Here is a 16,494-nt window from a genome sequence, read left to right as displayed (position 1 = left end):
TTCGGCCGGCAGCGCACGCTGGCACCGACCCTCGGACAACCGTCGCTTTACGCCATTCGGCGGTTTGGTTCATGCTCGCGGCCAACAATAACCCGGAGGAAACCATGCCGCTCACCCGCCGAAGTGCCCTGCAATCCGTGGCACTCGGCACCGTGCTGCTCGACTGGGCCAATACCTGGGCCGCCGAACAGCCATTCACGCCAGAGAAGGGCGCCAGTCTGCGACTGCTTCGCGGCTCGACCTTCCTGCCCGCCGAGGGAGAAACCACGGCCGCCAACATCGCCGCGTTTTCCGCCGCCACCGGTGTCGGCGTGCGGATCGAGAATATCAACCAGGACGATCTGCCATCGAAGACCGCGCTCGCCGCGCAGGTCGGATCCGGCCCCGACATCATCTGGACGCAGAACACCACCGCCCACCTTGTCGCCGACAAACTGGTGGACGTCACCGACCTCGCCAATCATCTCGGTGACAAGCATGGCCCCTGGTATCAGGTCTGCGTCGACTACGGCACGCAAGACGGACGCTGGATCTGCATCCCCATCTTCGTCGTCGGTTCGCTGCTGAACTATCGGATGTCCTGGATGCGCCAAGCCGGCTTCGACAGCTTTCCGACAACCACCGATGCGCTGCTGAAACTGTGCCAGGGTTTGCGGCGCATCGACCATCCGGCAGGCTTCTCCTTCGGACACGCAGTCAACGATGCCAACAACTTCAACTACTGGCTGCTCTGGGCTTTCGGCGGAAAGGTTACCGATGAAACCGGCAGGCCGGCGATCGAGTCACCGCAGACGCTGGCGGCCCTGCAATATGCCCAACTGCTTTATCCGACGCTGATCAATGGTGTGCTGTCCTGGATGGATATCAACAATAACCGCGCGTTCCTGGCAGGCGACTGCTCGCTAACCAATAACGGCATCTCGATTTATACGCAGGCAAAGAAGACCGCCCCAGACATCGCCGCCGACATGGATCATGCCGCAATGCCGATCGGTCCGGCCAGCGTGCCCACGGCGCAGAACCGCGTCGACCCAATGGTCATTTTCCGCTACACGAAGTATCCTGCGGCGGCGAAGGCGCTGATCAACTTCTTGATGGAAGCGCCACAGTATCCGACGCTGATCACAAAGTCGGCCGGGTTTACCACGCAAAGCCTGAAAGGATTCGCCGACAATCCGATCTGGCAAAGCGATCCGAAGATCGCGCCATTCGCCAAAGCCGCTCAGGACACCCGCTCGGTGTCCTGGCCGCAGACCCCCAACCCTGCGGCAGCGGCGGTGTTCGCCAACTTCATCGTGGTCGATATGTTCGCTGCCACCGTTTCGGGAACCATGGATCCGAAGCGCGCCATGCATCTCGCCCAGCAACAGGTCGAACGGATCTACAAGAAACCGTAGCCGCCGGGCCGCGTCCGGTTTGCCCTGTTGCCGCGCGCCGCCGCGACGCTTTGCGTCCTCATCCAGGCGGTGCGCCGGAGGCCGGGCACGCATCGACCGAAGCTGCTTCCGCCGGCGGTTCAGCCGCACGGGGCAGCAGGATCGTGATCGTGGTACCCTGCCCAAGAGTGCTCGCTACCCTGACAGTCCCGCCCGACTGGCGGACAAAGCCATAGACCTGGGCCAATCCGAGGCCGGTGCCCTTGCCGACTTCCTTGGTGGTGAAGAACGGTTCGAATAGGCGTGCCTTGGTCTCCTCGGACATGCCGACACCGCTGTCCTGGACCGTCAGGCAGGCATACGCACCGGCCGCAACGTCAGCCTCGGCGTCCCCAACCCTGACATTGCCGCTGGCGATCCTTAGCGTGCCGCCATCCGGCATCGCGTCACGCGCGTTGATCGCCAAATTCAGCAGCGCGGTCTGGACCTGGTTGGCGTCCGCCATCACCGGCCACGCATCGGGCGCCAGATCATAGACCATGCGAACCGCTGTGCCGACGCTCCGCTCCAGCAGTTCCTGCATCTCCCGCACCAGCGTATTCAACGGTAGATACTCGACATGCAGGTTCTGCTTGCGGGCGAACGCCATGAGTTGCGCGATCAGCTTCGCGCCGCGCTGCGCGGCACTCATCGAGCTGTCGATCAACCGCAGGCTCCTAGGGTCGTCGGTGCGGCGGCGGGTCACCTCCAAACCACCGAGAATCGCCGTCAGCAGGTTATTGAAGTCGTGCGCGATGCCGCCGGTGAGCTGCCCGAGCGCCTCCATTTTCTGCAATTGGCGGATCTTCTCACCGTCGCTCGCGCGTTCGGCGAGCTGCGTGTCGACTCGCTCGTTGGCCTTGACCAGATCGCCGGTGCGTTCGGCGACGCGGTTCTCGAGGTCGGCGTTCAGAGCCTCCAGTGCGTCGCGCGCCTGCCTCTCGATCGAGTGGTCATGCAGGATCTTCAGATATCCGGCGACGTCGCCGCGGCGGTCGCGCAACGCCGCCATTCGGCCGCTCGACCAGAACAGCGTGCCGTCGCGCCGTCGGTGCCAGCGCTCGGCCCGCACGCTGGCGCAGGAGTCGGCGGCGCGCATTTCCGCCTCAGGCACCCCGGCGGCGATGTCGTCAGCAATGAATATGCAGGACCACGGCTCGCCGATGATCTGGTCCGGCAAGTATCCGAGGATCGCCTGAGCGCCACAATTCCAACTCGTTATCCGAGCGTCCAAACCCAAGGTGAAGGTCGCACAGTCGACGGCACTTTCGACCATCATCCGATACCGTTCGCTCGACTCTTGCGCCTGGCACTCCGCCTGTCGCAGTCGAAGCATCGCTCGGGTGACGGCGATCAGTTCCACCGGCTCGACCGGCGCCCGCAAGTAACAGTCCGCATTGCTATCAAGGCCAGGAACCTGTGCGGTGGGCCTGACCGCGCTGGCGGAAAGCTGGATGACGATGATATCGGGCCATTCGGACTTGATGCGGCGACAGACCTCCACGCCATCGGCGCCAGGCAATTCGAGATCCAGCAAGACCAGCGCTGGGCGCCGTCGGCCAATGACCTCTAGCGCCGTGACGCCGCTGTCGGCTTCCAGAACCTCCATCTCGCCGCCTTGCAGTGACCGGGTCTTGAGGTCGCGGCTCCCCGAGGCGGCGTCGACATTCAGCACCAGCGGTAGCGATCTCGTCATTTGCATTGCAACATCGCACCCATGGTTAAAGGCAGGCCGCCATCCCAGGAGTCTCTCAGCCCGCGCGCCAGTATTGGTCCGTATCGACTCAGCATCGGGCATAGGATGTGGTGCGAGATTTATGTAACATAGAAGACAGAACGCCGCGCTGCTGTTCGGGTTGAGACACAACCTTAGGAAGCACGGCCGCCGGCTGACCCTGCGAGCTTGGCGGAAGCAGGAAAAACGCTGCCCTGCCGCCGCTCCCGTTATGCGGCGTCAGCCTGGCATTTTGGCACATCAGCGGCAGCCCGAAGCCGGTTTCGCTCGCGTCAATCCGTGGCCAATGTGCCAACCTGGTCGAACCGCCTGAAACACCAGTTCGTGATCTTGCGCATGCTGCTAAGACCGGCGTCGGCGACCTCCAGGCGGCGGTGCCGCGTCGCATTGTCGAAACAGGCGACGCGGAATAGGGTCGGGGGCCTAGAAATTCGCCGGGCCTGGTTCGCGGAGAAGTCCGCTTCAAGTTCACACTAAAGCCATCCGATTGAACCTGAATATTCGATAAGTTTGCTGCGAAGTAGTGGGATAGTGCGCAATAACGAATTTCAGCGGAGAACAATGTGATGGCTGCTCCGAATAACCGCTACGATCTTACGGCGGCACGCCAGCATGCGCGTCCCGGAAGCGAATTCAGGCCGCGCGGCCTGTCGGTCGATATCCATTCGCATGTGCAGGTGCCAGCCGCGGCTGATTGTGCTCGGCCGCACCAGAACCCCGATCAGCGAGCCAGCGTCTATACCGAGGAAACCCGCATCCTGACCCGAAGGCAGGACGAGGACCGCATGCCAAACCTGGTGGATCTGGCACTGCGAATGCGGGATTTCGACGCCATGGGAGTGGAGGCGCAAATCATCAGCCCCGCCCCGGCGCAGTGTTATTACGCGGTGCCCACCGAGGTCGGCATCGAGGCAACTCGCATGGTCAATGAAGGCGTCGCCACCATCGCCGCCCAGGAACCACGACGGATCCCCGCCGCCATGGGGTCCGTGCCGCTGCAGGCCGGCGGCGAGGCAGCCGCCACCGAACTGGAACACGCGGTGAAAGTGCTCGGCTTGAAGGGCGTCGAAGTGCTCGCCCACGTCGGCGACTTGGAACTCTCCGATCCGTCGTTCGAGCCATTCTGGGCAAAAGCCGAGGCGCTCGGCGCGGTGGTGTTTATCCACCCCAGCGGGTTCACCGAACCCAGGCGATTCGGCCGGTTCTACTTCAGCAATGTCATCGGCAACCCGCTGGATACCACGATGGCACTGCATCACCTGATCTTCGATGGAGTGCTGGAACGCTATCCCGATCTGCGGATCATCGCCTCACACGGCGGGGGCTATCTGCCGGCATATTCCGGGCGAGCGGATCATGCATGGGGAGCCCGCAGCGATGCGCGCGGACGCTTGCCGAAGCCGCCGAGTTTCTACCTGAAGAAGATTTATCTCGATACCATTGTATTCACCCCCGAGCAGTTGGAGGCGTTGGTAAAATTGTTCGGGCCGGAAAAAATCCTGCTTGGGACAGATTACCCATACGACATGGGTGAGTATGACCCGCTCGGTCACATCGCGTCCGTGACATCGTTCGACGATGCGACCCGAGCGGCGATTGCCGGTGGCAATGCGAAGCGGCTGTTTAAGTTATAGAGCGTCATCGGTGAGGACCTTATCGAGCGTGGCCTTGACACCTTATCGATCGTGACCTGTGACGACTTATCGGGCGCGGCCGGTCAAGACGCTTGCGGCGAAGCGGCCAGCAGTTGCTCGATCGGGTCCCAGACGAACGCCGTCTGCGCCACCGACTGACCGGCGATCTGGATCGTCTGTTCGGCAACTGATCGACCGCCAAGGCGCTGGTAGAACCAGCGGCTGGGGTTGTCGCGCAACACCCAAAGGAACGCCGACCGACAGCCGATGTCCACTAGATGCGCGGCGGAGGCGCGCATCAGCCGGCGACCCACGCCGCGTTCGCGCCAGTCGTCCAGCACGTACAGGGTCTCGACCTCGCCTTCCGCCAGACGTCTGCCGGCGATCTCGATGTAGCGCGCCCGCCCGGCGGTGGTGAAGCCGATAATGCGAGGACCGCTGCCGACCGGAACGTCCGTGCCCGACGCGGTGGCCACGGTGACGCCGGTGCCGCCGCGGATGGCCGCATCGTAAAACGCCGCCTGCCGCGAGACCGACATCCGGGCAAGAAATGCGTCCGGCAGAATGCCTGGATAGGCGCTCCGCCATGCGGCGACGTGGACCGCCCCAATCGCGATCGCGTCAGCGACACGCGCTTTGCGCAGCGAAATCACGCCGAGCGCTCCAGCACCGCAGCAAAAAATCCGTCCGTGCCGTGCCGGGCCGGTGTCAGCGACAGGAAGTCGCCGCCATTGGGTGGCGGTTGATCAAGCGGCCACGCCCGAGCCAACGAGACGATGGCGAACTCGGGGTGGCGGAGCAGAAAGCTGGTCACCTGAGCCTCGTTTTCCTCTGCCAAAATCGAGCATGTAGCGTAAACCAATCGCCCCGCCTTGCGAACTAAACTCTGCGCCGTGTCCAGGATCGCGGCCTGTTTTGGCAGCAGCTCGGCCAGATCGGTTTGTTTCAACCGCTGGCGGGCGTCAGGATTGCGACGCCAGGTTCCGGTGCCGGTGCAGGGTGCGTCGACCAGCACGCGGTCGAAGCTTCCGGCGCGACGTTTAACCCATTTGTCGCCGGGTTCGACCAGGTGGCGCTCGACATTATGCACACCGGCCCGGCGCAACCGGCGCAGCGCGCCGTCCAGGCGCGCGGCGGAAACATCGCAGGCGACGATCTGGCCGCGGTTGTGCATCGCGCCAGCCAGCGCCAGGGTCTTGCCGCCGGCACCGGCGCACCAGTCCGCCACGCGCATGCCGGGCGCGGCCCCGACCATGGCGGCGACGAGTTGGCTGCCCTCGTCCTGGATCTCGACCAGGCCGGACTGAAACGCCGGACCGCTGGTGACCGGGCGGCGGCCGTCGATCCGCAGGCCCCAGGGCGAAAACCGGGTCGGCACCGCATCCCACCCCTCGGCGGCGAGCGCCGCTCTCGCCTCATCGCGGCTGGTCTTCAGCAGGTTGACGCGCAGGTCAAGGCTGGCGGGCCGCGACAGCGCGGCGAGTTCCTCGGTCAAGTCGCGGCCAAACCGGGCGGCGAGACGCGGCAGCAACCAGTCTGGGATTTCCAACCGAACCGCGTCCGGCATGTCGGGATAGTCCAGCGTGTGGCCCTCGATCCGGTCCAGCGCGGCCGCCTCGACCCGATCCAGCCGGGCCGCTGCGAACTGGCCGCCGGAGAAGGATTGCTGGACACCTGAATGGGTCCAGCCCTCCAGCAGCAGCGACGCGGCGACCAGCAGACGGGGGGTGCTGGACGCCTCACCCAGCCACCAGCCCAGCCGGCGACGGGCACGCAACACCGTCCACACCCGTTCGGAAACGGCTCTGCGGTCACCCGAACCGATGTAGCGGCGGCCACGAAAGAAGTCGTTGGCGATGGCATCGGCGGGGCGTTTCGCCGCACCCTCCACCACCTCCAGCAGTTCGATGGCGGCGGCGATCCGCGCGGCGGGGGTCAAGCCGGCGGGTCGGGCAATGCCGACGGATCAGACGATTCCAACATCCTTGGCCGCAAACCGAGACGGTTGCCAGGGTCAACCCAGGCGCGTGCTCTGCCAGGTCACCATCTGCCACTGGCCGGCCTTGCTGGCATAGACATCGGTGAAACGGACCCGGAACGAGTTCGTCTTGCCGGCCGAGTTGACGCTGATCGCAGCGATACCGGTCAGCACCACCGCATCACCCAGATCCTGTGCCACCACATCCGACGGTTCAACCGAAGTATAGACGGTGGCGCCCGATTGCATCGCACCGATCAGGCTCTGCTTGGTATCGAGGCGCGCCGATGAGTGGGTGTAGATCAGATCATCCGCCAGCACCTTGTCCAACATGGCGACGTTCTGCTCGGCCATCGCCGTCATCCGCTGACGATCGAGGTCGATGATTTTTTGCGCGTTGCCAGCCATTGTCTTCCGTCCCTGCTTCCAATTTCACTGCCGTGGGCAAACCTACCCGAGACATGCCGTCAATGTCGAACCGGGGCGGCTTGGCACCAAACCAACGTGATCGCACTCGCCATTGTCGGGTCGACATCACCCTGTATCATGTCCCTGAAGCGAAGCCGTAACAGACCTTCGCGGGAGGACGTTGCATGCCTAGACCAACCGCTCCAGCCAGTATCAAGCGCCGACAACGCTCTGCTCTGATCATACTGGTGATCGCGGGGACATTGAATTATCTCGATCGGTCAACATTGTCGATTGCCAATCCGCTGATTCGTAACGAGTTGGGTTTGTCGATCGCCGACATGGGCTTGCTGCTGTCGGCGTTCCTGTGGGCCTATGCCTTCGCCCAACTGCCGGGCGGCGCGCTGGTCGATCGGGTGGGACCGCACCGATTGCTGGCGGCCGGGCTTGGATTGTGGTCGATCGCCCAGGCCGCCGCCGGATTTGTCACATCGTTCTGGCAATTTTCCATCGCTCGGGTGTTCCTCGGGCTTGGCGAGGCGCCGATGTTTTCCTCGGCGGTTCGCGTGGTGCGCGACTGGTACAACGTACGCGACCGAGGCTTGCCGACCGGGACATGGAATTGCACCTCCTCTTTGGGGCCGGCGATCGCGCCACCGATCCTGACCGTGCTGATGATCGGCTTCGGCTGGCGCTGGATGTTTGGCATCATGGGAGTGGCCGGCGTGGTGGTCGCCGCCGTCTGGTTCCTGCTGTATCGCGATCCGACCGAACAGCATTTCACCGACGAGGAACATCACTACCTGACCGACGGCGAGGAGCCGCGCAGCCAGGCTCCGGTGCGGCTGGCGGAATGGCTTGGCTTGTTCCGGTTCCGCACGACCTGGGGTCTGGTGCTAGGCTTTTTCGGCGTGGTCTATATGGGGTGGCTCTACCTCGCCTGGCTGCCCGGCTACCTGGAAATGCAGCGGCACATGTCGATACCGAAGACCGGGCTGGTCGCTGCCATACCGTTCGCCTTCGGGGTGGTCGGCAGCATCGGCGGCGGCTGGATTGCGGATTGGCTGATGCGGCGTGGGTTCTCGCCGGTCAACAGTCGCAAGATCCCGGTCATCGTCGGCCTGCTGGGGATGGTGGCGTTCACCGTGGCCGCCGCGGAGACCCCAAGCGACTTCATGGCGGTGGCGGCGATCTCGGCGGCGTTGATGTTCGGCGCGTCGGCCAGCGGCATGTCGTGGGCGCTGGCATCTGTGGCAGCACCGGCAAATTGCACGGCGTCACTGGGCGCCATCCAGAATTTCGGCGGCTATCTGGGCGGCGCGCTGGCCCCGACGGTAACCGGCTTCATCGTCCAGGCGACCGGCAGTTTCACCCCGGCGCTGCTGGTCAGCGCAGCAATCGGATTGTTCTCGGCGCTGATGTACCTGGTGGTGATCCGCAGCGAACCGATCACCGTCGCGGAACTGGATGCCGTGTCGGGTGTCGATACCGCACGTCCGACAGTGCAAGGGCCTTGACCGAGCGGCGGATCGCCTCTTGGATCAGCGAATGCTGGACCATCTGAAAGCCAACAACCGGGCCTGGGCGACGCGCAAAATCGCCGCCGATGCCGGGTTCTTTAAGCGACTGGAGAGCCAGCAGGCGCCGGACTATCTATGGATCGGCTGCTCCGACAGCCGAGTGCCGGCGAACCAGATCGTCGATCTGGACCCCGGCGAATTGTTTGTCCATCGCAATGTCGCCAATCTGGCGTCGCCGCAGGATGCAAACTACCTGTCCGTTCTGCAGTTCGCCGTCGACGTGATCAAGGTCAAGCACATCATCGTCGTGGGTCACTACGGGTGTGGTGGCATCGCGGCAGCTGTCGACGGACGGCGACGCGGCCTGGTGGATCACTGGTTGCACCCGATCCGAGAGGTCTACAGCGCTAACCGAGGCGAACTCGAAAAGATCACCGATCAGCGCCCGCGGCTAGATCGGTTATGTGAACTCAACGTCAAGCGGCAAGTGGAAAACGTGTCCTCCGACCTGTTTGTGCAGGATGCCTGGGCACGCGGGCAGGATCTTTCCGTGCACGGCTGGGTCTATTCACTGGCCAACGGACTGGTGACTGATCTAAATGTTACGATTTCAGAGCATCGGCGAGGATGAACTGGGGCGGTTTCGTCGCAGCCATGACCGCACCGTCGCAGGCAGGACATGCGCGTTGGGGGGATGATTGACCTCCACGCCCGAGGCGCTTGCACGATCGGCGCGGAGTTCGCTGCATGCGCGACTGACAATCTGCCATCCGCCCCACAGGCCAAGACCTCCCATGACAGCGGCGACCACCACATCCGGCCAGCCGGTACCGGTGCCGAAAACGCCCATTGCAGCGAGCATCACGATGGCATTGCCCATGGCATCGTTTCGAGAGCAAATCCAGACCGCGCGCATATTCGCCTCACCGTTCCGGAACCGATAAAGCATAAGCGCCACGCTCCCGTTGGCGATCAGTGCGGCAAGCCCGACTACGCCCATGACCTCGGCGCGTGGCACGGTGCCATGGACCCCGTGCCATACTGCACTGGCCAACACCCAAAGTGCGAAGCCGAGCATGGTGGCACCCTTCGCGATTGCAGCGCGGGAGCGCCACTTGAGCGCCTTTTTGGCGACGCCAAGGCTGATTGCGTAGTTCGCGGCGTCGCCCAGGAAGTCCAGGGCATCGGCCTGCAAGGCCGCCGACCCGACAGCCGCGCCAGCCACCATCTCGACCAGGAAGAACCCGGCATTGATGGCCAGCGCCACCCATACCGCGCCCCGCCATGACGGGCCAGGCGCATCGCAGCCAGCGCCGGGGGAACAAGCAGAATCGTGACAGCAGGCCATGCAAACGCCTCAACAACGCGCAATGGCGCACCATCTAAACTTTGTAGTCACTACAAGGTCAAGCGCGATGAATATCGGCCAACTGGCTCGGGCGGCGGATACCAAGACGGAGACGATCCGCTATTACGAGCGCATCGGACTGTTGCCGGCACCGCCCCGAACAGCGGCAAACTATCGGGATTATTCAGCTCCCCATGTCAGCCGTCTTAGCTTCACCCGGCGTGCCCGTAATCTGGGCTTTTCCATTGAACAGATCCGTGCGCTGCTCGATCTGGCCGACCAGAACGAGCAATCCTGTGAAGCCGTCGACGTTATTGCCCGCCAGCATCTGGCCGAGGTGAACCAAAAGCTGGCCAACTTGACGGCGTTGCGCCAGGAGCTGGAATCGCTCATCGGGCAATGTCGCCGCGGCACAATCGCCCAGTGCCGCATCCTCGAAGCTCTCGCGTCATAGGATCGCCAAGATCGGCTCACGCGCCGACGGCTTCAATACCCCAGGGTGCCACGAGCATTGCCTCAAGCCGCCTTCGCCTGCCGCACGATCTGATCTAGCGCCCCCAACGTATCGCGCGCAAACCGCAGCCGTGTAACCACATCCATATCGCGCGAGATCGCCAGCTTATGGTCCGGCCGCAGCCGCACCATGCCGCCCTTGCTCGACAGCCAGCGAATCAGGCCAGCGGGGTTGGAGAATGCGTTGCCGCGGAACGTCAGCACCATGCCCTTCGGCCCGGCCTCCAGCTTTTCGACTCCGGCCTCCCGGCAGGCGCGCTTCAACGCAACCACCCCCAGCAGGTTGTCGACTTCCTCGGGCAACTTGCCGAAACGATCGACCAGTTCCGCCGCCATCGCATCGCTCTCGGCATCGGATGCCAGCGCGCCGATGCGGCGATACAGCCCCAGGCGCACCGGCAGGTCACGCACGTATTCCTCGGGGATCAGCACCGGCAAACCGAGCGAGATGTTGGGCGTCCAGTCGCGCTCCTGGCTGGTATGCTTGCCCTCCCCTGCCCTGATGTCGCTGACCGCGTCCTCCAGCATCTGCTGATACAACTCGATCCCGACCTCGCGGATATGGCCCGACTGTTCGTCACCCAGCAGATTGCCGGCGCCGCGGATATCCAGGTCGTGCGATGCCAAGGTAAAGCCGGCGCCCAGCGCATCCAGCGTCTGCATCACGGTCAGTCGTTTCTCTGCCGCGACGGAAAGCCGATGGTTCGGCGGCCAGGTCAGATAGGCGTAGCCGCGCTGCTTGCCGCGCCCGACACGGCCGCGCAGCTGATACAGCTGACCCAGTCCGAACATGTCGGCGCGATAGATCAGCAGCGTGTTCACCGCCGGCATGTCGAGGCCGCTCTCGACGATGTTGGTGGACAACAGGATATCGTATTTGCCGTCGCCGAACTCGGTCATCACTCGTTCCAGTTCGGTCGGCGCCAGCCTGCCATGCGCCTGGATGGTGCGGGCTTCCGGCACGATCTCGCGCAGCCGGTCCGACATCCGCTGCAGGTCCTCGATCCGAGGCACGACGCAGAACACCTGCCCGCCACGGAACCGCTCGCGCTGCAGAGCCTCGCGGATCACCACTGAATCGAACGGCATGATGAAGGTGCGCACCGCCAACCGATCGACCGGCGGCGTGGCGATCACCGACATCTCGCGCACCCCGGTCAGAGCGAGTTGCAAGGTGCGTGGAATCGGCGTCGCGGTCAGCGTCAGCACGTGTACATCGGACTTCAGCGCCTTCAGCCGCTCCTTGTGAGCGACGCCGAAATGCTGCTCCTCATCAACGATCAGCAGACCCAGGTCGGAGAACTCGACCGACTTCGCCAGCAGGGCATGCGTGCCGACGACAATGTTGATCTCGCCGTTGGTCAGCCCGCGACGGACCTCGGCCGCCTCGCGCGCCGTGACCATGCGCGACAACTGGCCGATCTTGACCGGCATGCCGGCGAAGCGGGCGGTAAATGTCCGAAAATGCTGGCGGGCCAGCAGCGTGGTCGGCACCACCACCGCGACCTGCGACCCCGACATCGCCGCGACAAACGCGGCACGCAGCGCCACCTCGGTCTTGCCGAAGCCGACATCGCCGCAGATCAGCCGGTCCATCGGCTTGCCGACCGCGAGGTCCTCCAGCACGTCGGCGATGGCGCGAGACTGATCCTCGGTCTCGGCGAACGGAAAGCGCGAGCAGAACTCATCCCAACTGCCCTCGGGCGGCGCCATGGTGTCGGCGTCGCGCATCTTGCGCAGCGCGGCGATGCGGATCAGTTCGCCGGCCATGTCGCGGATGCGCTGCTTCATCTTGGCTTTGCGGGTCTGCCAGCCAACGCCCCCCAGCCGGTCCAGCGCGGCGCCCTGGTGCTCACTGCCGTAGCGGGACAGCACCTCGATGTTCTCCACCGGCAGGAACAGCTTTTCGCTGCCGTCGTAGATCAGCCGCAGGCAGTCATGCGGCGCGCCTGTGACGTGCAGAGTGGCCAGCCCGTCGTAGCGGCCGATGCCGTATTCCTGATGCACCACCAGGTCACCCTCGGCGATCTCGGTGGCCTCGGCGATGAACTGATCGGCCCGCTTGCGCCGGCGCGGCGGCCGCGAGATGCGTTCCCCCAGCAGGTCCTGCTCGCCGACCAGGGCGATGCGTTCGGCGACGAAGCCGCGCTCGACGCCCAGCACCACCAGCGACACCGATCCGGCCGGCTTGCGTCGGATGCTGGCGTAGTCTTCCTCCTGGGCGAAATTGTTGAAACCGTGCTCGCGCAGCAGGCTGGTCAGCCGTTCACGCGACCCGCGGGTCCAGGCGGCGATGACGATCCGCCTGCCCTCGGCCGTCCAGCGTTCGGTCTGGCCGCGAAGCTGCTCGAACACGTTGATGCCTGGCCCGGAAGCGGACAGGCCGCCCGCCGATTGGGCGAACACCGGGCCGGGACGCCCGCCGCCGTCGATGCCATCGGCCGCATCGGGCTTGACGAACGGCGTAAACCCCAGCAGCGGCCCGAACGACAGCATCTCGTCCCAGCCGGCGCGATCGAGATACAGCATCTCCGGCCGGATCGGCCGATACGGCACCTCGCCATCGCGCGGGATGGCTTTGCGAGCCTGCGCGTGGTCCGCGATCATCTCCAGCCGCGAATCCAGCACCTCATCGGCCTGGTGATCCAGGCTGACCGCGACGTCGGGCAGGTAGTCGAGCAGGTTCTCCATCGTCGGATGGAACAGCGGCACCCAGTGTTCCATGCCGGGATGGCGCCGTCCGTCCGAGATCGACAGATACAGCGGATCGGCAGCCGCCTCCTGGCCGAACAGCTCGCGCCAGCCGGTGCGGAAGCGCGCGATCGAGTCCCTGCCCAGCGGCACCTCGGAAACCGGGCGCAGCGACAGCGATTTGCGCCGCCCGGCGCTGCGCTGGGACGACGGGTCGAACACCCGGATCGATTCGATGGCATCGCCGAACAGATCCAGCCGGACCGGCTCACTCTCGCCCGAGGCGAAGATGTCGATGATACCGCCGCGCATGGCGTACTCACCCGGCTCCATCACCGTGCCGGCGCGGCCATAGCCGTTGGCCTCCAGATAAAGGGCAAGCTGCTCCGGCTTGACCTGGCCGTTGACCGACAGCTCCATGCTGGACCCGGCAAACGCCGAACGCGGGGGGACGCGCTGCACCAGGGCATTGACCGTAGTCAGCACGACGCGCGGGCCGCTGGGTTGCTCCAACAGCCTGGCCAGCGTGGCGATGCGTTCGGACACCAGCGCCGGATTCGGCGAGACCCGGTCGTACGGCAGGCAGTCCCAGGCTGGGAAGCGCAGCACCTCGGCCTCGGGCATGACGAAAGCCAGCGCTTCGACCAATCGAGCCATACGGGCATCGTCGCGGGCGACGTGCAAGACCGACCCAGGATGTTCGCGACGGCGCTGCGCCAGCAGGAAGGCGTCCCACCCCTCCGGCGCACCCCACACCCTGATTCCCGGGGCCTCGATCCCCGGGGCTCTGATCGCCGGGCCCTTGGCCACCGGCAGCCTGATCGAATCGCTCATCGTGCCAGAAAGTCCCGCATGCGCCGCAGCATCGGCGTGTCCTCCTCCGGCGGGATCGGCACGCGTCCGGTCAGCCAGTCAGCCAGGTGGGTGTCAGGGATCTCCATAACCGCCTCTAACGCATCGAGGTCCGGTTCGGTTAACATCGCGAGGTGCGCTCGTACGAATCCGCCGATCATCAAGTCGTTTTCGAACGTCCCGCGATGCGTGGCACGAAACAGCAGCCGCCTGCGGCGGACGTCGGACGCCGGGCCTCCCGAGTCCCCGCTATCCGAGGCGCCCGGGGTTGGATGATCTGGTTCGGTCATGTCCCGACCGTCATATAACCGTGCCCACCCTGGCTGTCAGCCCGTGAACGCCGATCCGCTTGCCGCGCTTTTTGCGCCCCTGACCAGTTTGCGCGGCATGGGACCAGTCGTAGCCGGGCTGATCCAGCGCGCGACCGGCGGGGACCGGGTGATCGACCTTTTGTTCCACATGCCCGAATCCTATCTCGATCGCAGCGCCAGGCCGACCATCCGCGCGGCCAGGCCCGGCACGGTAGCGACGCTCGCCGTGGAAGTGGTGCGGCACGAACGCCCGGCAACCTCGCGCCAGCCCTGGCGGATCATCGTCAAGGACGACACTGGCACGGCCGAACTGGTGTTCTTCCGCTTCACCAGGGAAACACAGACACCGCCCGGCGCCAAATTGCTGGTGTCGGGCAAGCTCGATCTGTTCAACGGCCGGCTGACCATTCCCCATCCCGACCACCTGGTGCCGGCGGAGCAGGCCGACCGGATCCCGCGGATCGAACCGATATGGCCGATGACCGCCGGCCTGTGGCCACGCCAGGTCGCCAACGGGCTGGCACAGGCGCTGGATCTGCTGCCGGCGTTCCCCGAATGGCACGATCCAGCGCTGCTGAAGCGGGAGAGATGGCCGCCGTTCGCCGAAGCGCTGCGGGCGGTCCAGGCCCCGGCCGGCGAACCACCCCCCCGCCGGATGCGAGCGCGCCTGGCCTACGACGAGTTGCTGGCCGGCCAGATCGCGCAGGCGGTAATCCGCGGCCGGGTGCGCGCCCGCTCGGGCCAGCCGCTGATCGGCGATTCCCGGTTTCGCGCCGTCGCCATGCAACGCTTCGGGCTGGCGCTGACCCGATCTCAGCAACAGGCCTTGGGCGAGATCGACGCCGACCTGGCGTCGCCGCGGCGGATGCTGCGGCTGCTGCAGGGCGATGTCGGGTCGGGCAAAACCCTGGTGGCGCTGCTGGCAATGCTGCGCGCGGTCGAGGCCGGCAAGCAGGCCGCCCTGATGGCACCAACGGAATTGCTGGCGAAGCAGCATTTCCGCACCCTGACCCGGCTCTGTCCGTTGCCGGTGGCGCTGCTGACCGGGTCGATCAAAGGCCGCGAGCGAGCGCGGCTGCTGCGCGGCATCAAGGACGGGTCCGTGCAGATCGTCGTCGGAACCCATGCGCTGTTCCAGGACGCGGTGGAATATCGCGATCTGGCGGTCGCGGTGATCGACGAACAGCACCGTTTCGGCGTGACCCAGCGGCTGAACCTGGGGGCCAAGGGCGAGCGCACTGACGTGCTGATCATGACTGCGACACCGATCCCCCGCACCCTGCTGCTGACCCAGTGGGGCGAGATGGACGTCAGCCGGCTGACCGAGAAGCCGGCTGGACGGCTGCCGATCCGCACCACGCTGCATTCGCTGGGCACCATGCCGACCGTTCTGGAGGCCGTTGCCCGCAAACTCGACGAGGGTGCGCAGGTGTTCTGGGTCTGCCCGTTGGTGGCCGAAAGCGAGGTGCTGGACGTCGCCGCGGCGGAGCAGCGCTGCGTCGATCTGCGGCGGCTGTTCGGCAATCGTGTCGGCCTGGCGCACGGCCAGCAGACGGCCGAGCAGCGCGATGCCGCGCTGGCCGCGTTCGCCGCCGGGACCATGCGACTGCTGGTGGCGACCACGGTGGTCGAGGTCGGGGTCGACGTGCCGCAAGCCTCGGTGATGGTGATCGAGCACGCCGAACGCTTCGGACTGGCACAGCTCCACCAACTGCGCGGGCGCGTCGGACGCGGCGCCTCTGCCTCATTCTGCCTGCTGCTGCACGAGGACTGGGTGAACGAAACCGCTCGGCGGCGGCTGACGCTGTTGCGCGATACCGATGACGGCTTCTTGATCGCGGACGAGGATTTCCGCCTGCGCGGCGGCGGCGATGCGTTGGGCACGCGCCAGGCCGGATTGCCCGGCCACCGACTGGCCGATCCTGTGGAACACGAACCGTTGCTGCACATGGCGCACAGGGACGCGGCGGTGCTGCTGTCGCGCGACCCGAAACTGGAGACACCGCGAGGCAAGGCAATACGGCTGCTGCTGCGGCTGTTCGAGCGTTCGGCGGCGATGCGCACATTGGCGGCCGGGTAGGTACACCGA

13 protein-coding genes are annotated in these 16,494 nt (G+C 65.2%); 6 read left to right on the top strand and 7 right to left on the bottom strand.

All coding sequences use genetic code 11. The features are described 5' to 3' along the window. Positions 1–104: 104 nt before the first annotated feature. Positions 105–1,397, top strand: a complete 1,293-nt coding sequence (locus ACQY4Y_RS15080) for an ABC transporter substrate-binding protein (RefSeq protein ID WP_428491424.1) — start codon at positions 105–107, stop codon at positions 1,395–1,397. A 58-nt stretch (positions 1,398–1,455) separates the two neighbouring features. Here ACQY4Y_RS15080 and ACQY4Y_RS15075 read toward each other — a convergent pair whose 3' ends face one another. Further along, positions 1,456–3,111, bottom strand: coding sequence for an ATP-binding response regulator (locus tag ACQY4Y_RS15075; protein WP_428491423.1), 1,656 nt, complete (start codon positions 3,109–3,111; stop codon positions 1,456–1,458). 605 nt (positions 3,112–3,716) lie between these two features. On the opposite strand from ACQY4Y_RS15075, the gene ACQY4Y_RS15070 reads away from it, so the two are divergent. Further along, entirely contained in the window at positions 3,717–4,784 is a 1,068-nt protein-coding gene (locus tag ACQY4Y_RS15070) for an amidohydrolase family protein (protein WP_428491422.1), read from the top strand. An 83-nt stretch (positions 4,785–4,867) separates the two neighbouring features. Here the strand turns inward: ACQY4Y_RS15070 and ACQY4Y_RS15065 are convergent, their stop codons facing one another. The 3 genes from ACQY4Y_RS15065 to ACQY4Y_RS15055 all read right to left on the bottom strand — a co-directional run bounded on the left by ACQY4Y_RS15065 (position 4,868) and on the right by ACQY4Y_RS15055 (position 7,170). Next, positions 4,868–5,437: an N-acetyltransferase family protein gene (locus tag ACQY4Y_RS15065; protein WP_428491421.1), complete on the bottom strand. Its 570-nt coding sequence runs from the start codon at positions 5,435–5,437 to the stop codon at positions 4,868–4,870. Continuing rightward, complete coding sequence (locus ACQY4Y_RS15060) at positions 5,434–6,723, bottom strand: RsmB/NOP family class I SAM-dependent RNA methyltransferase (protein ID WP_428491420.1); 1,290 nt, start codon at positions 6,721–6,723, stop codon at positions 5,434–5,436. The genes ACQY4Y_RS15065 and ACQY4Y_RS15060 overlap by 4 nt, the downstream gene beginning before the upstream one ends. Before the next feature lie 75 nt (positions 6,724–6,798). Next, complete coding sequence (locus tag ACQY4Y_RS15055; RefSeq protein WP_428491419.1) at positions 6,799–7,170, bottom strand: nuclear transport factor 2 family protein; 372 nt, start codon at positions 7,168–7,170, stop codon at positions 6,799–6,801. A 185-nt stretch (positions 7,171–7,355) separates the two neighbouring features. Between ACQY4Y_RS15055 and ACQY4Y_RS15050 the strand changes: the two genes are divergently transcribed. Beyond that, positions 7,356–8,687: an MFS transporter gene (locus ACQY4Y_RS15050; protein WP_428491418.1), complete on the top strand. Its 1,332-nt coding sequence runs from the start codon at positions 7,356–7,358 to the stop codon at positions 8,685–8,687. 31 nt (positions 8,688–8,718) lie between these two features. Continuing rightward, a complete protein-coding gene (locus tag ACQY4Y_RS15045) occupies positions 8,719–9,321 on the top strand; it encodes a carbonic anhydrase (protein WP_428491417.1) in 603 nt (200 codons plus the stop codon). Here ACQY4Y_RS15045 and ACQY4Y_RS15040 read toward each other — a convergent pair. Beyond that, positions 9,301–9,957, bottom strand: a complete 657-nt coding sequence (locus tag ACQY4Y_RS15040; protein ID WP_428491416.1) for a cation transporter — start codon at positions 9,955–9,957, stop codon at positions 9,301–9,303. The two genes, ACQY4Y_RS15045 and ACQY4Y_RS15040, sit on opposite strands and share 21 nt — an antisense overlap. 148 nt (positions 9,958–10,105) lie before the next feature. Here ACQY4Y_RS15040 and ACQY4Y_RS15035 point away from each other — a divergent pair, with 148 nt between their 5' ends. After that, positions 10,106–10,492 (top strand): MerR family transcriptional regulator, encoded by a 387-nt coding sequence (locus ACQY4Y_RS15035; protein WP_428491415.1) that lies wholly within the window; start codon positions 10,106–10,108, stop codon positions 10,490–10,492. 62 nt (positions 10,493–10,554) lie between these two features. On the opposite strand, the gene mfd is transcribed toward ACQY4Y_RS15035, so the two are convergent. After that, positions 10,555–14,076, bottom strand: coding sequence for a transcription-repair coupling factor (mfd, locus tag ACQY4Y_RS15030; protein ID WP_428491414.1), 3,522 nt, complete (start codon positions 14,074–14,076; stop codon positions 10,555–10,557). Beyond that, on the bottom strand, positions 14,073–14,384 hold the full coding sequence (locus tag ACQY4Y_RS15025) for a succinate dehydrogenase assembly factor 2 (protein WP_428491413.1): 312 nt from the start codon (positions 14,382–14,384) through the stop codon (positions 14,073–14,075). Before ACQY4Y_RS15025 ends, mfd begins: the two co-directional genes overlap by 4 nt. Between ACQY4Y_RS15025 and recG the strand changes: the two genes are divergently transcribed. Then, positions 14,383–16,485 carry an ATP-dependent DNA helicase RecG gene (gene recG / locus ACQY4Y_RS15020; RefSeq protein ID WP_428491412.1) on the top strand — a complete coding sequence of 701 codons (2,103 nt, stop codon included), beginning with the start codon at positions 14,383–14,385 and terminating at the stop codon, positions 16,483–16,485. The genes ACQY4Y_RS15025 and recG overlap by 2 nt on opposite strands. Positions 16,486–16,494: the final 9 nt, after the last annotated feature.

The organism is Rhodopila sp., assembly GCF_965277165.1.
Lineage (GTDB): Bacteria > Pseudomonadota > Alphaproteobacteria > Acetobacterales > Acetobacteraceae > Rhodopila.
This window is presented reverse-complemented; position numbering and strand designations above follow the sequence as displayed.